At 52.9% G+C, this 21,360-nt stretch carries 19 protein-coding genes; 6 read left to right on the top strand and 13 right to left on the bottom strand.

The features are described from left to right. Positions 1-569: 569 nt before the first annotated feature. Entirely contained in the window at positions 570-2,258 is a 1,689-nt protein-coding gene (locus PN477_RS12700) for a sensor histidine kinase (RefSeq protein WP_272121756.1), read from the top strand. A gap of 73 nt (positions 2,259-2,331) precedes the next feature. Next, on the top strand, positions 2,332-3,159 hold the full coding sequence (locus PN477_RS12695) for an ABC transporter substrate-binding protein (protein WP_272121755.1): 828 nt from the start codon (positions 2,332-2,334) through the stop codon (positions 3,157-3,159). Between the two features lie 299 nt (positions 3,160-3,458). On the opposite strand, the gene argS is transcribed toward PN477_RS12695, so the two are convergent. The 3 genes from argS to PN477_RS12680 all read right to left on the bottom strand — a co-directional run bounded on the left by argS (position 3,459) and on the right by PN477_RS12680 (position 6,996). Further along, entirely contained in the window at positions 3,459-5,510 is a 2,052-nt protein-coding gene (gene argS, locus PN477_RS12690) for an arginine--tRNA ligase (RefSeq protein WP_272121754.1), read from the bottom strand. Between the two features lie 99 nt (positions 5,511-5,609). Continuing rightward, positions 5,610-6,338, bottom strand: coding sequence for a cytochrome b/b6 domain-containing protein (locus tag PN477_RS12685; RefSeq protein WP_272121753.1), 729 nt, complete (start codon positions 6,336-6,338; stop codon positions 5,610-5,612). Positions 6,339-6,444: 106 nt separating this feature from the next. After that, complete coding sequence (locus tag PN477_RS12680) at positions 6,445-6,996, bottom strand: Npun_F5560 family protein (protein WP_272121752.1); 552 nt, start codon at positions 6,994-6,996, stop codon at positions 6,445-6,447. A gap of 116 nt (positions 6,997-7,112) precedes the next feature. Between PN477_RS12680 and PN477_RS12675 the strand changes: the two genes are divergently transcribed. Further along, positions 7,113-7,334, top strand: coding sequence for a DUF1049 domain-containing protein (locus PN477_RS12675; RefSeq protein ID WP_272121751.1), 222 nt, complete (start codon positions 7,113-7,115; stop codon positions 7,332-7,334). Between the two features lie 15 nt (positions 7,335-7,349). Further along, a complete protein-coding gene (locus PN477_RS12670) occupies positions 7,350-8,087 on the top strand; it encodes a hypothetical protein (protein WP_272121749.1) in 738 nt (245 codons plus the stop codon). 33 nt (positions 8,088-8,120) lie between these two features. On the opposite strand, the gene PN477_RS12665 is transcribed toward PN477_RS12670, so the two are convergent. The 9 genes from PN477_RS12665 to PN477_RS12625 form a co-directional block, all read right to left on the bottom strand. Continuing rightward, positions 8,121-8,762, bottom strand: a complete 642-nt coding sequence (locus tag PN477_RS12665; protein ID WP_272121747.1) for an LON peptidase substrate-binding domain-containing protein — start codon at positions 8,760-8,762, stop codon at positions 8,121-8,123. A 105-nt stretch (positions 8,763-8,867) separates the two neighbouring features. Next, entirely contained in the window at positions 8,868-9,503 is a 636-nt protein-coding gene (locus PN477_RS12660) for a HEAT repeat domain-containing protein (RefSeq protein WP_272121746.1), read from the bottom strand. After that, a complete protein-coding gene (locus PN477_RS12655) occupies positions 9,500-10,312 on the bottom strand; it encodes a HEAT repeat domain-containing protein (protein WP_417158810.1) in 813 nt (270 codons plus the stop codon). The genes PN477_RS12660 and PN477_RS12655 overlap by 4 nt, the downstream gene beginning before the upstream one ends. 21 nt (positions 10,313-10,333) lie before the next feature. Continuing rightward, on the bottom strand, positions 10,334-10,609 hold the full coding sequence (locus PN477_RS12650) for a phycobilisome linker polypeptide (RefSeq protein ID WP_272121744.1): 276 nt from the start codon (positions 10,607-10,609) through the stop codon (positions 10,334-10,336). Between the two features lie 179 nt (positions 10,610-10,788). Further along, entirely contained in the window at positions 10,789-11,643 is an 855-nt protein-coding gene (locus PN477_RS12645; protein ID WP_272121743.1) for a phycobilisome linker polypeptide, read from the bottom strand. Positions 11,644-11,759: 116 nt separating this feature from the next. Then, the gene (cpcA, locus tag PN477_RS12640; RefSeq protein WP_272121741.1) at positions 11,760-12,248 is read right to left on the bottom strand and encodes a phycocyanin subunit alpha; all 489 of its coding nucleotides are present in this window, start codon (positions 12,246-12,248) and stop codon (positions 11,760-11,762) included. A 105-nt stretch (positions 12,249-12,353) separates the two neighbouring features. Next, entirely contained in the window at positions 12,354-12,872 is a 519-nt protein-coding gene (locus PN477_RS12635; RefSeq protein WP_072621575.1) for a phycocyanin subunit beta, read from the bottom strand. Positions 12,873-13,526: 654 nt separating this feature from the next. Further along, positions 13,527-14,474 carry a succinylglutamate desuccinylase/aspartoacylase family protein gene (locus PN477_RS12630; protein WP_417158809.1) on the bottom strand — a complete coding sequence of 316 codons (948 nt, stop codon included), beginning with the start codon at positions 14,472-14,474 and terminating at the stop codon, positions 13,527-13,529. A 266-nt stretch (positions 14,475-14,740) separates the two neighbouring features. Beyond that, complete coding sequence (locus PN477_RS12625) at positions 14,741-16,429, bottom strand: M14 family metallopeptidase (protein WP_272121737.1); 1,689 nt, start codon at positions 16,427-16,429, stop codon at positions 14,741-14,743. A gap of 347 nt (positions 16,430-16,776) precedes the next feature. Here PN477_RS12625 and PN477_RS12620 point away from each other — a divergent pair, with 347 nt between their 5' ends. Next, positions 16,777-18,945 carry an ATP-binding protein gene (locus PN477_RS12620; protein WP_272121735.1) on the top strand — a complete coding sequence of 723 codons (2,169 nt, stop codon included), beginning with the start codon at positions 16,777-16,779 and terminating at the stop codon, positions 18,943-18,945. Positions 18,946-19,134: 189 nt separating this feature from the next. After that, the gene (locus tag PN477_RS12615) at positions 19,135-20,559 is read left to right on the top strand and encodes a diguanylate cyclase domain-containing protein (protein ID WP_272121733.1); all 1,425 of its coding nucleotides are present in this window, start codon (positions 19,135-19,137) and stop codon (positions 20,557-20,559) included. 3 nt (positions 20,560-20,562) lie between these two features. Here PN477_RS12615 and PN477_RS12610 read toward each other — a convergent pair whose 3' ends face one another. Further along, on the bottom strand, positions 20,563-21,216 hold the full coding sequence (locus PN477_RS12610) for a cofactor assembly of complex C subunit B (RefSeq protein ID WP_272121731.1): 654 nt from the start codon (positions 21,214-21,216) through the stop codon (positions 20,563-20,565). Between the last annotated feature and the right edge of the window lie 144 nt (positions 21,217-21,360).

Below are 21,360 nucleotides of genomic sequence, written 5' to 3'. Positions count from 1 at the left end.
TGGCCTCGTCTGCGTTTGATCCCCCTAAATCCCCCTTAAAAAGGGGGACTTTTTTTCGTTCCCCCCTTTTTAAGGGGGGCTAGGGGGGATCGAGAGAAGGTGAACATCGTTAAGAGCAGTTTGTGTATAAGCAGTAGCCCCGTGGGAGAGGGGTTTGGGGTGAGGGTAATGGGTGAACAAGCTGGATCGAGGGTTAATATTGATCTTGTCTGGGTCAACTTGACCTTACACCATGCCCCTAGGGGGTCTTTTGTATCATTGAGTCAACTCTATAGCAATCCTATTTGATTCATGAACAGGCAAGGGGCTTAAGCCCCTTGTTGATGAGGAGATTCAGATCTCCGATTGATTTAGGATCGCTATATATCAATGAGTTAGCTTTATCTCGTTGGGTCAAGTTTTTTTGATGATCACAAAATGATAGGGGATCTACCAAAATGTTGAATTAAACACAGTCCCTCAAAACCAACTCCGATATGCTCGAAGACTTACCTGTTTTAATGCGAACGTCTTGCACCATAACGTCTTCATCCTCTTCACCATCAGCGTTACATTATTCAAACGTTCCCTTGTCTTTCCTCACCCATCAGTTTCATCGCTTAAAGATCGGTCAGAAGATCTATTTGGGCTATGGCATCGTTTTGAGCATTGCAGTGATTGGCACGATTGTCGGCTTGGTCGTCGGGAATCGTGTTCATTACCGTGCTCAACAACAACTCAGTAATGCCACTCAAGAAGGCCGACTCCTAGCTCGCCTGCTCTTCATCACCAGCCAATTCCAACCCCAGCAGGAATTTGTACCGGTACTGCGCAACCCCCAACGGTTACAGCAAGCAATCGAACAATTTTCGACCCGAGTCACCACCACTGAATCTATTCTAGAGACACTCACGAGCCATCGAACCTCTCAACATAGTGTCCAAATCAAACAATTTTTGACGGCCTATGAGCGAATTTTTCAAGACTATGTCACCGCCCAAACTGAAACGTTAGCCCAACTTGAAGCGGAGATAAACAACACCGCAGATATTAATCAAGCGATCGCAGCTTTAAATCAATTTGCCACAGCACCGGACGCGATTCGTTTTTTCCGCTATTCCAGAGAAATTGATAGCTTACTTGATGCGGCTGCGCAAGAAATCACGATCGCCGAAGCTAACTTTGAGCGGGCGAATGGTTTGCGGTCAAGTATTATCTTAGTGAGCATTACCCTCTCAGTTGTTCTAGCTTGTTTATTGGCGATTGTGACGGGGCGAGGCATCATCAATCCGATTCGCCAAGTGACAAACGTGGCCCAAACAGTGACGGAAACAGGTGATTTTCAGCAACGAGTGCCTGAACAATTGGGACAAGATGAAACGGCTATTTTAGCCACTGCCTTGAATCAACTCATTGCCTGGGTTGATAAATATACTCAGGAATTAAACCAAACTCAAGCTCAACTCATTCAAACAGAAAAAATGTCAAGTTTGGGTCAGATGGTGGCTGGTATTGCCCATGAAATTAATAATCCTGTTAATTTTATTTATGGTAATTTGCCCCATGTGTCTACCTATGCTGTTGATCTTCTTGATCTTGTGGACGCTTATGAAGAGGAAATGCCGCAGGCAACGCCCACCATTCTTGAAAAACGAGACGAGAGTGATCTTGATTTTTTGCGGGAAGACTTACCCAAAATTTTACAGTCCATGCAAGTGGGTGCGGATCGGATTCGACAATTGGTTTTATCGCTGCGCAACTTTTCCCGCTTAGATGAATCGGAACTAAAACCCAGTGATATTCATGAGGGCATTGATAATACGTTGATCTTGCTCAGTAATCGCCTCAAGCGTGGCATTAAGGTGACGAAAGACTACGGTGATTTACCATTAGTGGAATGTTTTCCGGCGCAACTCAATCAAGTGTTTATGAATTTGATTAGTAATGCGATTGATGCTCTGCTTGATGATGATTCAAAATCCCAGAAAGAAATCACGATTAAAACATCCTGTGATCAGGGTAGGGTGAAAGTTGCGATCGCTGACAATGGTCACGGAATTCCGGAGGCATTACACCATCAACTTTTTGATCCCTTTTTCACGACGAAGCCGGTGGGGAAAGGTACGGGGCTTGGCTTGGCGATTTGCTACCAGATTATGCAGAAGCATGGCGGCCAGATTCACTTAGTGTCTCAACCCAATCAAGGCACAGAATTCACTATTGAATTAGCACAAACTTTCAAGCCATCTGCATCTGAAACCGTTGATTCTGCGGCTTAATCGCGATCGTTCATGCCATCCCGTTTAATCCTTACTTTCTCTTGATTATTCTTTGCGTAATAGGCCTAGTACCATGAACTCTAAACTCTATTCTCGGCGTTTGTTTTGTCAGTTAGGCATTGGTTTTACCCTGACTGTAGCGATCGCCGCCTGTAACGCCCCATCAGAGCCTGAACAGACGGCAGCAGCCCCGTTAAAAGTGGGCTTGAATGTGGGGAATGTCCCCTGGGAGTATGAAGATGAGGCGGGGGAATTGGTGGGGTTTGAGGTGGATTTAATTGAAGCGATCGCCACGGCTTTAGATCGTGAAATTGAATTCATAGATATGCCCTTTATTGACTTATTTCCAGCTCTACTTTCGGAGCGCATTGATGTTGCGATCGCATCCATTACAATCACCGAAGAACGTCTTGAAACCTTAGATTTTGCCCAGCCCTACTATGACAGCGACCAATCATTAACGGTGCGGTCAGAGAGTGAAATTGAGAGTCTAGAGGATATGGCGGGCAAGGTTGTCGCGGTCGATAATGGCTCCACTGGTGATCAATGGGCCACTGAACATCAAGATCAATATCAGTTTGCTGAAATCGTCCGGTATGAAGGGTTAAATCCTGCCCTGGAAGACTTAGCCGCAGGTGCGTTTGATGGGTACATTTCCGATCTGCCAACGACGACCTATTATGTTCAAGATCATGATGATTTAGTCGTCGTTGAACGCATCCCAACCGGAGAACAATACAGCATGATGTTTGCGAAGGGTAATCCATTGCGGGATCAATGTAATGAGGTGATTTCGACGTTAAAACAAGACAACACCCTGGCGGCCATCCATGAAAAATGGTTTGGTGTTGCGCCTGATCCTGATACGTCAACGGTGGTTGTGCAACCTGTGCCAGAGTGAGCATCTAGCGGTTTCCATCAACACGAGGGACAAAGATCCCCCTCAATCCCCCTTAAAAAGGGGGAAGTGGCGTTCTCATCTTTTCGCAATTTGCTATAGAATCATCGCCGCGCTATTCCTGGCAATCAAACGGATTTATAGCACTAGCCAGATCGGTTAGGACATTCAGAGACTCTGAAACAAGGGGCTTAAGCCCCTTGCCTGTCCTAATGCCCTTGTTGATTACTTTAATTGCTAAGAAAAACCTCCCTGGGGGGAGGTGGAACGGAGTAAGTTGAGGTGTTGCAGGGAATGGGGAATTACATCCGATCCAGGACAGGAATGCCGAGGAGGGATAAGCCCAATTCTAGGGTGCGGGCGGTGAGGGTGCAGAGCATTAATCGTGAAGTGCGGACGGGTTCCTCGGCTTTGAGGACGGGGCATTGTTCAAAGAATTGATTAAATTTCTGACTCAATTCAAAGAGGTATTGACAGAGGCGATTGGGTAACAAATCCTGTTCCACTTCAGCGAGGACATCTTCTAATTGCAAAATATGTTTGGCGAGGACTAATTCTGCTGTTTCGGTCACTTGGATGGCGGCGGGGAATGGTTCTGGGGGGGCAGGGTTTGGGGTGAAGTCTAAAAATTGCGATCGCCACTGCCGCAGTTGCGCCCATAATTGCTGTCGTCCCCGGTAAAAGAGCAGCCGCCGGGCCACAAACCAGAGGGTACAGCCAAACCCGATGAGGCGCATCGTTTCCGCCAAGAGGGGTAGGGTGTGCAGTTCGTGGTGAACCCGAATTGAGGCATCAAGGGCAATAACGGCCGCCACTGCGATCGCTGCTGTCCAAGCGAGCACCGACCAGCGCACCCCCGACGGTGCGATCTCATTCTGCCGCGTTGCCAACGCCCCGACCCCGGCCCGCGCTTTGCGGGCAATGCCTTGAATGCGCACATAGGCATAGAGGAGATAGGGGGAGGTGTTGCCCTGGAGCGAGAGCATTTTGTCGTAGCTGAAAATGTAGTTACTGGTGCGGTTTTGGCTGAGGTCGGCATATTTGACGGCGCTGAGTCCCACCGTTTTCGCCACCTGCTGTTTAAAGGCTTCGGTTTCGGTGCGGCCTTCGGCGGTGAGACGTTGCTCCAAGTCTGCATAGGTGCGGCGCACGGCTTCATCTAACAGATCTCGGAGGCGCACCGTTTCCCCGGAGCGGGTTTTTAACTTTTTGCCATCTTCCCCCTGCACCAAACCAAAGGGGACATGAACGATGTCAATCTGTTCCGGTAAGATCCCGGCTTTGCGGGCCACTTGGAAGACTTGGGTAAAGTGGTTCGCTTGACCGGCATCGGTGACGTAAATGATGCGATCGCCCTCATCCTGGCGAATCCGATACTGCAACGCCGCTAAATCCGTCGTCGCATAGTTAAACCCACCATCGGACTTTTGCACAATCAAGGGCAGGGGATTACCTTCTTTATTGGTGAAGCCATCGAGAAATACACATTTCGCCCCTTGATCTTCTTCGAGCAGCCCCGCCGCCTCCAGGGTTGTGATCACATCGGGCAAGAGCGGATTATAAAACGACTCGCCCCGCTCCGTCAGTTGAATATCCAACAAATCATAGATCACCTGAAATTCGCGCCGGGACTGCTCACAGAGCAATTGCCAGGCTCGCCGCGCCTCTTCATCCCCCGCTTGCAGCTTCACCACCGCTTCCCGTGAGGCCTGCTGAAATTCGGCATCCGCATCAAAGCGTTGTTTGGCTTTTTTATACAGGGCCACCAAATCCCCTAAATCGAGGGCATCAGCAGTAGTTAAGGCTTCGGGATAGGCTTCTTTTAAATAGGTGATCAGCATCCCAAACTGTGTCCCCCAATCCCCCACATGATTGAGACGCACCACCTCATGACCGCGAAACTCCAAAATTCGCGCAATGGAATCCCCGATAATCGTCGATCGCAAATGACCGACGTGCATTTCCTTGGCGATATTGGGGCTAGAAAAATCGACGATCGCTCGCTGTGGTGTTTTCGTCGGCTCCACGCCCAAACGCGGATCGCCGTAGCGTTGCGTCAGTTGCGCCGCGATGAATTGGGGTTGAATCCGGAGGTTAATGAAGCCTGGCCCGGCAATTTCCGGCGGTTCGCAGAGGTGATCCAGTTGCACCTGATCGAGGAGGGCTTGGGCAATATCGCGGGGTTTGCGTTTTAAGGGTTTGGCGAGGGGCAACGCGGCATTGCATTGATAATCGCCAAATTTCGGATTACTCGCCGGCACGACGAGGGGCGTGGGCGGTTCGACTTCATCGCCGAAGGCCTGATGAAATGCTGCTAAAAATTGGGTGTTGAGTTGGTCTTGAATCGAGGTCATGATCGGCTATGACAAGGGCAGGGTACGAAGCACGCTCAAACGTTGCACTACGGAGATCGTATCCTATCACCTGGTTGCCTGCGCCTAAGATGCTGCGGCCTAGCTGGTGGGGCCGAATTCTTTCCACAATGATAATCCCCAGCCCAGAACCACCATCAGCAAGACGGTGACTTCAAGCAGTTTCAAGGGGAGCGATCGCGATCGCCACGCCTGGGCCATATTTGACCGCCACTGCTGCCGCCACTGGTGAATATGCCCCCACCAGAGAGCGGGGCTATCCTTGGGACGATAGGCCCAGCGCCAGACCGACACCAACAGGGGCACGCCGCCCACCTTGGCCGTCATCAAAAGATGAAAAGCGATCGCCCCCAGCATCACCGCCCAGGACAGCAAATGAGCAAAATACCAAAAATGATCCAGTTCCCCCTGTGGTAACCATTTCTCACTCATCATCTTGCCGGAAAACACCGCAAACCCCAGCGCCACTAAAATCACGGTATTCGCCAAGCGGTGCAGGGTATACCAAGCAATGGGGGCGGGAATTTGTCCCACTTTGGCGAGAAAATCCGGCTGCACCAGACGCTTAGACCCCCGATGCACCGCGTAGATCAACAACACCGGCAACAACAGCAACGACCACAGGCCAAAGGTGCCATGAAGGCCTTCAACCTCCTGCCAACGAGGCCAGCCTAAACTACCCCAGCGGCGATCGTAGACTTCATAGGTCCAGTAGGCGGTGACCATTGCGCCGAGAGTTGCGAGACCAGTGCCAGCATGGATAATGCGCAGGAGCAAGGGCTGATAGAGATGGGAAAACTTCGCAGACATGACAATCCTGAAGATGGATGTCTTGTATTCTGGCAGATTCTCAGGCTGGCTTACTATCAGTAGATTCTCGAATCTTTCTGAGCCTGGCGCAGCGGAGGCGGACTCGTCAAACCGTGCCGAAACTGGGAATCGGGCCGGGGGTGGGTTTGCCAAAGGCGGGGAGATCGACTTTGTTGGTGGTGCGTCGGGTTTTCACGGCGAGGCGATAGCTGACGCTTTGAAGTTCAACATGGAGTTGGCGATTTTCCCGCTGGATGCGTTCGATTTTGTCTTTGATCGGAACCATGCGCTCTTCAAATTTACGGCGGTAAATGGTGGGCATTTCTTGGAGGGCGTGTTCGAGCATGCGGCTGCGATCGCTCAATTCCTGCACCGAATGGCGCAACTGGTGGATTTCTTGGTCGCGGCTGGTGATTTGCTGTTGATAAAACGTCACCTGTTGCTCGACTTCTTGTAATTGCTCCCGCAGCATCCGCATTTCGGCTTTGTGACGGTCGGAGACTTCGGGCTGGGGCATAAATTGCGTGTTGCCCTTGACCAAGCGGAAAAGTTCTTGGGAAAGTTGCTGTACCAACTGGTCACGGGTTTGCAGTTCGTCTTTGAGGTGGTTGATTTCGCTGCGCAGACTGTTAACGTTGGTGGGTTCGGGGTTACTCACGGCAATATAATGACCTAAATCGGGGTTAATGTGGGCACGGTAGAATATTTACGGTCTATTTTAATGGCTTTACTGAGAATTGCAGCACATCCTAACGTCTATTCTGGATTGAGGTCATGATGAGGGCGATCGCAAATTTACTCACAGCAATCCTGATCGGGGCTTGGCTGATCGCCGTGGCCACCCTCTCGATTCAAAACGTGACCCCCCTTGCTATCCGGTTTTTAAATCTTCAGTCTGTGGAGATTCCCTTTGGGGTTTTGCTGACCTTTGCCGTGGTGGTGGGACTGGTGGTGGGGATGGTGCTACCGATCTTCTCGTCTCGTTCGCCTCGCTAGGGGGTGTTGATGAAAATGGTGGTGAAGCCAGTCGCCGCAACCCAACGCACCGTCACCCGCAGCGAACGACGGGGACAACGCCACATTATTCGGATCACCACCCTCCCTCCTGTGGCCACTCATGCCCGGTCTGAGGGTGTCCGTCAACGAAGCCAAAATAATCCCCGCTGGCGGTTATTGTTGGTGTGGTTGATCGTCAGTGTGTTGGTGAGTGGGGGCGGGGGCATTAGTGGCTTATGGTTGACGGAACGGTTTCCGGATCAAGACTGTCAAACGCCGATCCCGCTGCGATCGCAGAGTAAGCAATTGTATTGTCAGCAGGTGATGGCGGTGGCGGGGGATCTCGATGTGGGGCTTGAGATTCTGGCGGAGGTGAGCCAATGGTCGCCCCAACATCCCCTCTATGCGGATCAGGCGGAGTTGTTGCAGGTTTGGTCGGATTGGGCGATGGATCGGGCGGAACAGCGGTTAGCGGCGGGGGATCTAGAGGGGGCGATCGCCATTAGCCAGCAGATCCCCGATCGCAGCCCCCGCTATGGTGCAGCGCAGACCAATATTGCCCAATGGCGAACGGCATGGCGGGAAGCAACGGAACGAGAACAGGCGTTTGAGGGCGCGATCGCCCGTCAAGATTGGCAAGGGGCGATGGATCAAATCTATGCCTTGTCTCAATCGCCCCTTCCCTATTGGCGATCGCAACGCACCGATCAACTCCTGATCCAACTACGCCACCACAAAGCCACACAGCCGTAGCTCCGGCAACCTGCTCAAGGGGCAACCTCCAGATTAACTCGGCAACACATCCTTGAGGGCCGTGCGGGCGGCGAGATGGTTGCGGGTGGAGGTGAGGATTTCCGTTTCACGATCGAGGCGGTCTTTGGTGTTTTGCATTTCGAGCAAAATCTGCTGTTCCGCCGCGACCCCGTATAGATTACTGGCGACCCAATAGGACAGTTCAAGGGGGAGGTTGGGCAGATCGTCGGGCAGTTCAATTTTTTGGTCGGTGAGTTTGGCCGAAAGATGCACCACATCTTGGAGCAGTTGTTCTACATCGGTGGCCAAGGGGCGCAGATCTTTCTCGCTGGGATGGTCGTCAATCCATTCGACGAGACCGACCCGGTAGGGTTTTTCGCGCACATATTCCAAGACACGGAACCGCTGCTGACCCAAGGTGATCACTTTCATCCGGTCATCTTGGAGGCGCTGGAAGTGAATGATTTCGGCACAACATCCAACCCCTGAAATTTGCCCCTGAATCGGATCAAACATTAAGACTCCGAAGCGGCGATCGCTTTCCAGAATCGTGTTCATCATGATCCGATAACGGAATTCAAAGATATGGAGAGGCAGCGGTCGCCCCGGAAACAACACAACATCGGGCAGGGGAAACAAAGGCAATTCGCGAACAGCGATGGAAGAGGATGTCATGACCCGAATTAGTGATGATCGAATATCTAACAATGCAGTCTGTTCATACTTTAACGAATTCTCTGATTCTCTTGCCAAAACAGCATGCAAAATCCATTCTGCCCCTTAAGCGATCGCTTGAATCGCCCAGGATAAGCGGGCTTGGACACCGATTTCGGGTTCTTGGGGGAGGCGATCGCCCAAGACCGCCAGCACCGGATCGCGCCAGTGGGGTTGACGCTGGGCTAATTCTTGCAGACCGGCGATCGCGCCATAGCGCACCACCCATTCCTCATCGGTGAGCACCGTGGTCAGGGCGGTAAAAACCTTCTGCTGGGCCGGATGTTGCGCCTCGACCGGTAAAGCCGACCAATTTAAAAACCCCAACCCCTTGGCCGCCGCCCGCCGCACACTCAACGCAAAATCCGCTTGGGCTGCGTCTAACAGGGTATCGAGGGCACGGGGATCACCAATTTGGGACAGGGCGCGGTTCGCCCAGGCACGCGCTCCGTAGTCATAGCCATCTAGGTTATCGAGCAGAGTGGGAACCGCGATCGTGCCAAAGCGCACCAGGCCGTCCACCGCCGCCACCGCTGCCCCCGGATTATTAAACCCCAACACTTCAATCAGTTTCGGAATCACCGCCGGATCATGACTTGCTCCCAAGGCCCGCACCGCCCCGACCAAGGCATCGGCAGAACTGGCATTGTCAATGGCTGTCAAGAGGGGCTGAATTGAATCGGTTGTGGTGTCGGAGGTCATAGCAAGCTATCCATGAGGGCCATCACCTGTTGACTCTCCGCCGTTAAGGAGGGCGAATCAGCGGACTGTTGGCGGAGATGATTTTCTAACAGGCCTTTGAGGGCGATGAGTTTGAGGCTGTTTTCGGCGAAGGTTTTGGCGATCGCCTCTGCCCCGGCCAGATAGGTGGTCGCACCGAGATCAATCAAGGCCGAACGCCGCAGGGGAAGTTTATTGGCTTGGAGGCCACGCACGAGGCGATCGCCGTAGTGGGGGTCTGCCGTCAGTTGGTACAGGGCCCGCGCCGCCGCGAATTGCACTTTTTCCACAGGATGCTCTAAAAACGGCTCGATCAGTGGGATCGCCGTCGTCGCCCCCAACGTGCCCAAGGCTTCGATTATTGCTTCGTAGGGGTGGATGAGGTGGGGTCGCCCCGGTACGGCAGTGGCAACATTAATCCCACCCGTTAAAAAGGCGCTCAAGGGTGCGATCGCTGCTCCATCCCCCTGCATCTCCAATGACTGGGCTGCCGCTTCCCGCACATAGTAGTCGTCACAGTCTAAACAGGCAATTAACGCCGACACAATGCGCGGGTCTTGCACTTTCCCCAAGGCCCGCGCTGCATTCCGTCGCAATGGATAGCCCCCATCGGGAGAGCGATCGAGTTCATCCCCCAGCGCCGCTAAAAGCCCCTCAATCGCGGCTGGATCTTGCACTCGATGTTTTCCTAACCACCAAGCTGCATAGTAGCGATCGCCCAAATGCTCCGTTTGTTGAAGATTGGCGATCGCCTGTCCAGCGGTATAGGGACTGGTATTGGACTCATCCACCGCCATAGTTATCCTTACGATTTATTCTTCAGACGCGGCGGATTCCGAAGCTGGCGCAGGCGCTGCTCCGTCCACCGCTTCAATCTTGACAATCTTACCGCCTAACCGGTTGATGCGCTGCATCTCATCACTCATGCGGCTATAGGGAACGGTCAAAACGACGGTTCCACTGCGGCGAATTGCATATTGTTGGCTACTCGTCGCCGCATTTTGGCGGAGTCCCGACACTTCCATCCGGTAGATGCGACTGCCGGAATTTTCAAGGGTGGCTGTTCCTAAAGAGGCTTGGTTATACATTTTAAAAACTCCGTTTCAATGGTTATGACTCATCAACTGGCATACTAGTATTGATGGTAAGCGATCGCTTACCATCAATACTCTGAATCACCTCAAGAGCGAACGCGACGGGTCAACATCAAAAACATTGAGCCTGTTTGTGGATGACAATGCCCGGCTGCGATCGCTCTTGTGATTCCTTAAGCAGGACGGACACTGACGATCTTGCCGCCGGAACGGAGAATTTGTTGGATGCGATCCGACAAATTCTCATAGGGCACCAAGTAAGCCGTATTGCTGCGACGAATCACCGGGCGCAGTTGGCGACCAATCATCTTCGTCGCTTCAACCCGATACATCCGTGCCCCTTGATTGCCCACGCCACCAAAGGATTTTTGGGGAACAGCATAGGACGCATTTTCATCCGTAGGATCAGCGATCGTAGCCGATTGACCCACCGCCAGTTGACGAATCAACCGCGCATTGGGGCCGCCCACTTGACCGCGATCGTTATTCGCATAGCCGCGATACAGATTGAACATGCGCGTAAAGCCCACCGTGCGTGACCCTTCTTCAACGGAAAAACCCGTGAAATAGGGAACCACACTGTCGCCAAACTTACGAGCATACTCTTCACTTTCAAAGTAAGAGTCAATCTCAGCATCATACCCGTCGTCTTCGCAGAGATTGGTATGATACGCCAATTCCTCTTGATCCAAAGGAGCACGTCCCAAGAGATGCTTAAAGTTCAACTCAACAAAGCGTTGGTTGTTATTGGCGTGGAAAAATTTGTCTTTATATAAATCGGATTTCGCCAACGCCCGGACAAAGTCACGAACGCTGATATTTCCCTGCCGCAACAGAGACTCTGCTGAGGTCAGCCGTTGGGCTTTCATCACGTAGTCGTTTCCGAACACTTGACGATAAGCCGCACGGAACACCAGTTGAAGATCGTCTTCCGTCCAGTTCGGACGCAATTCAACATAGGTTCCGTCAAAGGCATCGAGACCCAGCCGTCCGGCCGCAGCCAAATTGGAAGCAACTAATGTAGGCATAAACACCTCGTTCTACTACAACAAATGGCTAAAACCATGCCCGGATAAATTGGCAACTGCTAGCTGTGTGTGCCAACACTCGCCGAATTTTCCGGGCAGGAGATTGAGATAGAAAACTAGCTCAATGCGTTGATCGCGTAATCGATGTAGGTGTTAGCTTCATTAGCAGCTTGACCGCTGAGGCCATGGCTAGCTTTGATGAATTTGAGAGCTTCAACGTACCAGCTCGGAGAAAGCTCGAAAGAGCGGTTGATTTCATCCAAACCTGCAATCAGGTATTCATCCATGGGGCCGGTGCCACCTGCAACGAGGCAGTAGGTGACCATACGGAGGTAGTGGCCGATATCACGAGCGCACTTGTCTTTACCGCGTTGGTCAGCCGCGTACTGAGCGCCCTGCATTTGAGTGGTGTAGGGGAAGCGTTGGTACACAGCGTTAGCAGCACCATTGATCAAGTCGGTGGACTTGGAGGTCAAGGCGCGAGCAGCTTCCATGCTGGCAGCGGCACGTTCAAAACGACCGTTGGCAGCTTGGAGTTCGGTGTTGCCCAAGAAACGGCCTTGGGAATCAGCGGTAGAGATCGCTTCGGTGATAGGGGTTTTCATCGGTCTAGGATTCTCCTAAATTCTGAGTGATTGGTTTCTTTTGCTACGGGGAACAGTCCCCAAACTGTAGAATCTTGTTGCTAGGGCACACAAGACCCAAAGAGCTTAAGCTACAGCAGCAGCAGCGCGGTCAAAGTAGCCGGCCACTTCGGACATCAGTTGGCTGCAATCGCCGGGGGTGATGCCGTTGGGGTCGTTAGCAGCGGAAACGGCTGCATCTTTCATTTTGGCAACGCCAGCAGCAACAGAAGCACCAGGAACGCCCAGAGCTTGGTAGGTTTCGCGCAGACCGTTCAAGCAACGATCTTCGAGCACGCTTGCATCACCTGCTAAGGTTGCGTAGGTGACATAGCGCAGGATGATTTCCATGTCGCGGAGGCAAGCAGCCATGCGACGGTTGGTGTAAGCATTCCCACCGGGGCTGATCAATTGAGGTTGCTCGGCAAAGAGAGCGCGAGCAGCGTTGGTGACAATCGTAGAAGCGTTGCTGGTGATCCGGTTAACGGTATCTAAACGCTTGCTGCCTGCTGCCACGGTAGCGGCCAAGGCATCAAGCTGCTCGGTGCTCAAGAATTCACCACGAGAATCGGCTTGAGAAACAACCCTTGTGAATGCGTCAAACATTGAGTTAATCTCCTAATGTTAATTTGTGTTTTGATGACGACTAGATTCGTTTTTTGCAAATCTAGTAGTTTCAATACTGGTTGGTTTTAATGGTGACCAAACAGCTAAGTTTTACTCTACTCGCTTGTTATCTGTTTTGCCTCTCTTCTCTCAGAAATGTTACAGACTTGTAATGATCGAGTGAGTATAAGTACTTATCACCTTGAAGTCTGAGAATTTCATAACTGTTTATGAGAAAGGAGGTAATCCCTTGGAGTATCGCAAAAGCTTGCACTTGGCTTACTCTTTAAACCTTCCGGTTATCTTTATACACTGTGAGTGGGGTGAATCGCAGTTACGTTTTGTTAAGATTTAAAACCCCTCATTACTTCAGGTTTATGAGAACCCTGTGTCGGTGGGGATGGTAGATTCTTGCACTGATTTTTGAGGGTGGGGTCTGGCGAAGGAGAATGCTGATTTGAGGCGATGGGTTGGGTGGGTTTCTGGACTGGGTTGATGGGGGCCATGGCAACGAGTACAGAGTCAAGGCTTAGTATTCGGATTGTCTTGAATGTCCAACGCTCAACGTGACGATGCGTTACGCTTCGCTAGCAGCACCCGACAAACAGCCTGATGCTTGGCATTGACGCTGCACTAGTTGTGCTTGTTGGCTCTCTAGTGGGTTGGCTCTGGGGTGGGATGATCCGGCGCAGGGTCTGCGATCGCTTCCCCGATCGCCAGATGCACGATCGCATCGCCTTGGTTGACTAAGGGTTTTTGGGTGTAGCCGATGACCACGCCTGCGGTGGTGGCCCGCACCAGAGAGGGGTGTTCTCCGAAAACATCGGCAACAATGCCGATCACTTGCCGTTTGGTGACGTGGCTGCCTAACTGTACCTGAAGGCGGAGCAGTCCACTGCGAGCGGCGCGAATCCATTTGGTTTTGTGGGCTTGCACTACGGGGGCAGCGGGAGGGTCGAGGTTGGGCGACAAGGGGCACATCTGCAACGCGGCCATGACCCGCAGAATACCGGTAACCCCGGTATGAATTGCCTCGTGGTTGAAGCGCATCGCTTCGCCGGCTTCGTAGAGGAGGACGGGGATGCCGCGTTTGCCGGCGGCTTCGCGGAGGGAGCCGTCGCGGATGTTGGCGTGGAGCAGGGCGGGGGGGGCGAAGGCTTGGGCGATCGCAGCCGTGGCGGGGTCATCGAGATTGGCGCGAATTTGGGGCCAGTTGATCCGGTGGTCTGAGGCGGTGTGGAGGTCGATGCCGTGGGTGCTGCGGTGTACGACTTCGGTCATGAACAAATGGGCGAGGCGCGAGGCCAGGGAGCCATTGGCAGCACCGGGAAAACTGCGGTTTAAGTCGCGGCGATCGGGCAGATAGCGGGATTGGTCGATAAAGCCGAAGATATTGACAATCGGGGCGGCGATGATTGTGCCCCGGACGCGCATACAGTCGAGCCGTTGTAAGACTTGTCGAATAATTTCCACCCCATTCAACTCATCGCCGTGGAGGGCTGCACTGAGCCAGAGCGTGGGGCCGGGTTCGTGGCCGTGGATGATGGTGATGGCGAGGGAAAGCTCGGTTTGGGTGGGGAGGCGAGCAATGGGGATGGCAATGCGGTGCTGGCAATTGGGGCTAAAGGCAAAGGCTGAAGCGTATTCGGGGTTGGAAAGCGATGGGGTCAAGGCATTGAGGTCGCTGATTGAAGACAACGCGCTATAAGGATTACCCTTTACTATAGCGAATCGCTGCGAAGAATCTCTCTATCAGGGCAGCGAGCTAGAAGCTCGCACTACAGCGGATTTCAGGCAGGGTAGTGTGAGCCTCTGGCTCACGTCTACCCGCTCCAGACTAGCAACTTAGCTTCTGTATCAGCAGTAGCTTATGCCAGGGTGAGGGAGGTGGTCACTTGACCGGCGCGATCGCCCTGTACCGTCACGGTCACCTCTGCCCCCGCTGGGCCACTGACAATCCATTCGGCCTTGGCGCGATCGCTCGTTTTGTCCCCCCAGGAGGAGGGCGCGGCGGGAGTGTGCGATCGTCCGGTTAATTCACCCAATGCCAAGCGGGGCGAGCCTGTCACCAACGTTACCCCCTCCGGAATTTGAATAGCCGCCCGACAGCCCCGTGTTTTTTGGCGCGTCTTCGCTTGTTCCGTGACGTAGGTGGGCAACCAGCCGGAATTTTCCACCACCACCCGCACCCGATAACAGTCATTCCCCAAAGGGGTGACATCGCTGTGATGGAGCGTCAGCAGGGGGGAGATCAACAGATGCCACACCAGCCATTGGGGAAACCGTTGGATCTCCCCTTGCAGCAGATGGGGCGGCGGATTGCGCCAACTGTAAAAATCATGCCAGCCCCCCAGTTCCACCGGGCCAAGTTGGGGATGTTCCACCGGATACCAATCGATATAGCCGTGGCCCTGGAGTTCGCGATCGCTCCACGCCAACAACTTCAAATCGTCCTCTAAAGGATGTTCATCAAACCAATCCAAGAAGTGATACTTCTCAATCCCCGCCTGCTGCATCGGGCTCCAAATCTCCACCGTCCAGGCCAACAACCCCTGCTCCAAATAGGCCCAATCATCAAACGCCCCCGTCACCGTCCCCTGGCCCGCCGTCCGAAACTCGTGATACACCGACACCGCCGGATAGCCCGTGATCGCCGTCCCCTGGGCCCCAATCTGCTGATACAGTCGTAAATCCGCCGGGGCCATCGTCTCATCCGCCTGAAAACTAAAGGGCCGCAACAGCACCCCGCTCATCGTATGGAACGAGACCACCCCCGTTAAATTGCGCTGCTGGGTGACAAACTCCACCGCCGCCCGCACTTCCGGCTCCGAGGTGGGATACGGCCCCGCCCCCCGTTGCTCCGGCTCCGGTCGCCAGGCCGCCGGAAAATTGCGGTTAAAGTCCAAGCCCTGGGGCGGTGAATTCCGGGGGATCAACACACCGTCATGGTTTTCGATTTCTCCTTCGGGTAGCAGCCGATAATATTCGCCCCCCGTTTCGATCGGGTCGCGACGAATCAGCCAGCGGGGATCGGGGGGGTAGGCTTTCCAGGCTCCATTGGGGTCAGGGATGCGCATCGTGAGGATGCGGCCGTCGCCATCAATATCGCAGGGGGTGAAGCCGGCCGGCAGGGGGTCAGGGTCGGGATAGTAGCGCGTGCCGGAGCGGAGATAGCGGGGGGAATCGGCTAGGGCGAGTTCTGCGCCGTCGGGGTTGAGGCGAGGGCAGATGTGAAAGGCACGGGTGTCTAAACAGCGGGTAATGTCTGGGTCGCGATCGTATTGGGTGACGAGGGTATGGATCAGGTAAAGGGCAGCGGTGGAGGGGGCGACTTCGGTGGCGTGGATGTTGCCGTCAACCCAAAGGCTGGGTTTTTGGGATGCGTCCCCGGTGGCTTTGTTGGTGATGGTGATGAGGTCAATCCTTCGCCCTTCGTGGCTTTGACCGATGCTCTGGTGGTGAATGAGGTGGGGGTAGGCGGTGGCGTAGTCTTGGAGGAGGGCTTGGAGTTCGGCGTAGCGATAGTAACGGTTAAAGGTGGGGTTGGGTTGAGTCACGGTGTCTGAAGGGGATCAACGGGGTGGGTGGATTGGGGGAAATTCTTCACAGGAGGGAATAATCTGGACGGGGCGATCGCAATCTCCCCAAAACTTTGGTGTAGCATAGATTGTAAACTCCAAAGTTGCGAGGGTCTTTGTACCTGTTGCGGTATGGCGTTTATCCCATGGGTTAATCACAGCATTGTTGTGGATGGACTCTACACCTAGTGCCGTCCCCAGGTCTAGCCATAGAGCTAGTCATCTATTCTCATCAGACCGTAAGTTAGTTTTTTTCTGCTTTACCGTCTCAAGATCATTTTCTGTCGCGATGAAGTTGTCCGTTGCGCTCTAAGCCGTCATTCAGCATGAAAACTGATGTATTAAATGCCCTGACCAATGAAGAACTGCTGCATCAGATTCAACTGCTCCAGCAAGAATTGTTGGATCGGGGTATCGATTCAAGCTCTCAGGACGACTGTCTCTCCTCTGTTTCCAGTCTCTATCTTTCTGAATTGGAGCAAGAACTTGCTGCCAAAAATCTCCAACTCGCCAGTTATATGAATCAGGTGGAAACCCTGACGGCGGCGGTGGCGGCGGTGGAAATGCGCCAGTTCACTAGTCAACGGCTGCAAACGATGATGGAGCGGACGGATGAGTTGGGCAAGTTGGCGCGGGGGTTTCAGCAAATGATTAGTAATTTGCAATCCCGCGAGCAGCAATTGGCGGAGGCCAAGGAACAATTAGAAGCGGTGCTGAATGCAGTGCCGGGAACGATCGCTTGGATTAGTGCCACGGGTCACTATATTGGGGTGAATCGTCATCTAGCGGAAATTGTGAATTTAAGTCCTGAGGATTTTGAGGGCCAGGAGTTAGGGTTTCTCAATAGTTCGTCGGATTTCACCCAATTTATCAATGCGTTTTTAGAAAGTCCGGCAACCTCGTTGACGACGGAAATGCCGATTCCGGTGCGGGGGGAAAAATGCCATTATCTGCTGGTGGCCCAGAAATATCACAATAATCAGGCGATGGTCTTGGTGGGGATTGATATTACGGAGAAACAGCAATATTTTGACCATTTAGAACAGCGGGTGGCGGAACGGACGGCGGAATTGGCGATCGCTAAAGACCGGGCAGAGGTGGCGAACCAGGCCAAAAGTACCTTTATTGCGAATATGAGCCATGAGTTGCGATCGCCCCTGAATGCGATTCTCGGTTTTGCGCAGTTGATGATGCGATCGCCCCACCTTGACCCGGAACAACGGGAAAATGTCACGATCATCAATCGCAGCGGCGAACACCTCCTCAACCTGATCAACCATGTCCTCGATCTCTCCAAAATCGAAGCGGGAAAAACGGCTCTGTTGCCCAAAAACTTCGATCTCTACTGCCTCTTAGAAGATGTAGAAGATATGTTTTATCTGCGGGCTGAAGACAAAGGCCTCCGGCTGAGGTGCGATCGCACCGCCGCCGTCCCCCGCTACATCAGCACCGACGAAGTCAAACTGCGCCAAGTCCTGATCAACCTCCTCAACAACGCAATCAAATTCACCCACCAAGGCGAAGTCTTGATCAGCGTCGATGCCGAGACTCACCAGGGCGATCGCTACGCAATCACCTTTGCCGTCACCGACACCGGCCCCGGCATCGCCCCCGAAGAACTCGACCAACTCTTTGAAGCCTTTGGCCAAACCCAAGTCGGGCGCGACTCCCAAGAAGGCACAGGGCTCGGCCTCCCGATCAGCCAAAAATTCGTCCAACTGATGCAAGGCGAAATCCATGTCGAAAGTGCCCTCGGCCAGGGTAGCCGCTTCTCCTTCACCATTCCAGTGCAAAGCGTCCCCGTCACCCAAGTCAGTTCACGACCCATCAAGTCCCGCGTCATCGCCCTCGAACCCCACCAGCCCGCCTATCGCATCTTAGTCGTGGATGACAAAACCAGTAATCGCCTCTTGCTCGTTAAACTCCTTGCCTCCCTTGGGTTTCAAGTTAGAGAAGCGATGAATGGTCAAGAAGCGATCGCCCTGTGGGACGAATGGGAACCCCATCTGATCTGGATGGATATGCGGATGCCGATTATGGATGGCTACGAAGCCACGAAATACATTAAACGCACCGTCAAAGGCAACGCCACCGCCGTGATTGCCCTCACCGCCAGCGTCCTCGAAGAAGAAAAAGCCGTCGTCCTCTCCGCTGGCTGTGATGACTTTGTCCGCAAGCCCTTCCTCGAAGACACCATTTTTGACACCATGGCCAAACATTTAGGGGTGCGATATCGCTATGAAAACTACACTGCCAACGCTCCAGCCACCACCAGTACCAGTCTTGACCCCACCGAACTCCAAGCCCAACCCTTACACTGGCAACAGCAACTCTATCAAGCCGCAATGGACTGTGACGATGGCCGTTTAAAAGAACTGATCGCTGAACTGCCCAGTCATCATGCTCGCCTCAGCGATGTGCTGCTGACCTTGGTGAATCAATATAGTATGGATGAGATTCTAGAAGCAGTGCATCCCGATGCCAGTATCCCCTAGCCGCTGTTGCGGAAGGCTGGCATTGGGCCAACTCTGTTGGCTTGTCCAAATCTAGCGACGGATAGACTGCCGAACATGGGTTTTTCTGCGGGCGATCGCCTCTCCCAATCCCATAGATGATTGAGATTGAGATGATGTACCCGGATCAATTTCCCCAGTCTTAGCTGAATTCCTATTCCCTCACCCATTATGTTGACTGTCAATCACACCGCTAGCAATATCTTAATCGTGGACGATCTACCCGAAAATCTTCGGGTGCTCTCCCAAATGTTGGAAAATCAAGGCTATAAAGTTCGCAAAGCCATTAACGGCAAAACCGCCCTCCGGGCCGCCTGTTCTACCCCGCCGGATCTCATTCTTTTAGATATTCAAATGCCAGAAATGAATGGCTATGAAGTCTGTGAGCAATTGAAACAAAACAGCAGCACCACAGACATTCCAATTATTTTTGTCAGTGCCCTTGATGAAGTCTTTGATAAGGTGCGAGCCTTTTCCGTCGGCGGGATTGACTACATCACCAAACCCTTTCAAATCGAAGAAGTATTAGCCCGAATTGAAACCCAGTTAACCATCCAAAAACAACGCCAACAATTGCAATCGGAAATCCAACAACGCCAAGAAGCGGAAGAGGTGCTGTATCAATCCCGGGCCATCTTAGCCAGTGTTCTCAATTCATCGCGGGATGGGATTGCGGCAATGCAGGCGGTGCGGGATAACCTCTCGGGGGAAATTCGGGATTTTCGCTGTTTGGTGGTGAATCCGGTGATTGCCCAGTTGCTCGGACATCGCAAGGAAGAATTAACCGGAAAAACGGTTTTAAAACAGTTTCTGACTCGGTTTCAACCGGAGCTATTTCATGAGTTTATCTCGGTGGTGGAAACGGCAGCCCCGTTGGAGCAGGATTTTCATTATCCGCTAGATGACCATGTGCGGTGGTATAACGTCACAGCGGTGAAATTGGGGGATGGATTTTCGGTCACGATTCGAGATATCACCCAGCAAAAGCAGATGATTCTATCGCTTCAGGATGAGAATCAAGAATTAGCAGAATTATCAACGATTGATGGTTTAACGCAAGTGGCTAATCGTCGTTATGGGGATATTTATCTGCATCAACAATGGCAGCATTTAATTGAACATCAGCGATCGCTCGCTTTAATCCTCTGTGACGTGGATTGTTTTAAACAATACAACGACACCTACGGCCATCAAGCGGGGGATGCCTGTTTAATTCAAATTGCCCAGACGATTAAAATGTTCTTGCGACGTTCAGAGGAGCTTGTGGCTCGCTATGGTGGTGAAGAATTTTTAATTATTTTGCCCAATGCCAATGTGACATGGGGAATGCAGGTGGCGGAATTAATCCGCACCTCGGTGCTAGATTTGGCGATTGAACATCAAGCCTCGGTGGTGGAACCGGTGGTGACGGTCAGTTTAGGGACGGCGGCGATGGTTCCAAGCCCCAGCACGACGATGGAACAACTCATCGCAGCGGCCGATCGCGCCCTTTACGAAGCCAAGCAATCCGGGCGTAACTGTACGGTGATCGACCAAGCGACGTTAGAATCCTTCGACCCCTTGCTGCTCAATGGTCAGGATGATGAGGTCGAGTGAAGCCTAGGGGGTGGGAAATGCGATCGCTAAGGTATGGGCCAGCTTATCGGCAATGCCGGCAATCCAGCGTTCGTCCTGCTGGGTGTAGCTCCGGGGGGCATTGGCTCCGAGGATCAGGGCCCCTTGAGATCCGAGGGGTTGGCAGATCAGGCCTTGGGTATTGGCCGGGAGATAGTCAAATTCAATCCGGCCAGGGTAGAGCGTGAGGGCGACGAGATAGATCGGTTTTTCCTGGGCCATCACCCGTTTGAGAATTGCTTTCGGGGTGACATCGGGCTTCGGGGGAAGAATGCCACGCCGTAATAAGACCTGATCTTGGTAGTAGATGACGAGCGATCGCGTCACAGTATTGATGAGCAATTGATGGGAAGCCCAGGCCAATTCGGTTTGCAGCGCGTCGGGTAACTCCGGGGCCAACTCAAACACCTCCTCCCCGTCGAGTTCCACCGCCTCCGGAGAGCGCGGCTGCACCTGTTGCCAGAGGAGACCCACCAAAATCAGCACCGCACTGAGCAAAATCCCCAAGGCATCGGAGCGCGATTGGGGCGTACTAATCACGGGGGTTAAGCCGCGATTGATCAACAGCGTCAGGCCGCCCAAAGCGCCCGCCACCAACGGCAGAGCGCGGAGCACCCGGTTTGGGTCAGACTGTGCCATACCTTACCGTAAATTTTGGGTCTAAAGCCCCGTCCTTGTAGGACGGCTTTATATTGTGATTCATTAATGGTACATTCATATTAAGCGACCTAACAGAGTTGAAGTATGGGGTTCTAAGAGCAAGTCTTTTGGGTAAAACTTCGA

The organism is Spirulina subsalsa CS-330, assembly GCF_028330765.1.
Taxonomy (GTDB): Bacteria; Cyanobacteriota; Cyanobacteriia; order Cyanobacteriales; family Spirulinaceae; genus Spirulina; species Spirulina subsalsa_A.
The sequence above is the reverse complement of the archived record's forward strand: the minus strand, read 5'-3'. Positions and strand labels throughout refer to the sequence as shown.

Bases quoted from the DNA above. Each gene is read 5' to 3' on its own strand.
- PN477_RS12645 (WP_272121743.1), bottom strand. From the start codon at position 11,643: ATGCCTACATTAGTTGCTTCCAATTTGGCTGCGGCCGGACGGCTGGGT.
- PN477_RS12665 (WP_272121747.1), bottom strand. From the start codon at position 8,762: ATGACATCCTCTTCCATCGCTGTTCGCGAATTGCCTTTGTTTCCCCTG.
- PN477_RS12675 (WP_272121751.1), top strand. From the start codon at position 7,113: ATGATGAGGGCGATCGCAAATTTACTCACAGCAATCCTGATCGGGGCT.
- PN477_RS12615 (WP_272121733.1), top strand. From the start codon at position 19,135: ATGTTGACTGTCAATCACACCGCTAGCAATATCTTAATCGTGGACGAT.
- PN477_RS12695 (WP_272121755.1), top strand. From the start codon at position 2,332: ATGAACTCTAAACTCTATTCTCGGCGTTTGTTTTGTCAGTTAGGCATT.
- PN477_RS12610 (WP_272121731.1), bottom strand. From the start codon at position 21,216: ATGGCACAGTCTGACCCAAACCGGGTGCTCCGCGCTCTGCCGTTGGTG.
- cpcA (WP_272121741.1), bottom strand. From the start codon at position 12,248: ATGAAAACCCCTATCACCGAAGCGATCTCTACCGCTGATTCCCAAGGC.
- argS (WP_272121754.1), bottom strand. From the start codon at position 5,510: ATGACCTCGATTCAAGACCAACTCAACACCCAATTTTTAGCAGCATTT.
- PN477_RS12670 (WP_272121749.1), top strand. From the start codon at position 7,350: ATGGTGGTGAAGCCAGTCGCCGCAACCCAACGCACCGTCACCCGCAGC.
- PN477_RS12635 (WP_072621575.1), bottom strand. From the start codon at position 12,872: ATGTTTGACGCATTCACAAGGGTTGTTTCTCAAGCCGATTCTCGTGGT.
- PN477_RS12620 (WP_272121735.1), top strand. From the start codon at position 16,777: ATGAAAACTGATGTATTAAATGCCCTGACCAATGAAGAACTGCTGCAT.
- PN477_RS12685 (WP_272121753.1), bottom strand. From the start codon at position 6,338: ATGTCTGCGAAGTTTTCCCATCTCTATCAGCCCTTGCTCCTGCGCATT.
- PN477_RS12650 (WP_272121744.1), bottom strand. From the start codon at position 10,609: ATGTATAACCAAGCCTCTTTAGGAACAGCCACCCTTGAAAATTCCGGC.
- PN477_RS12660 (WP_272121746.1), bottom strand. From the start codon at position 9,503: ATGACCTCCGACACCACAACCGATTCAATTCAGCCCCTCTTGACAGCC.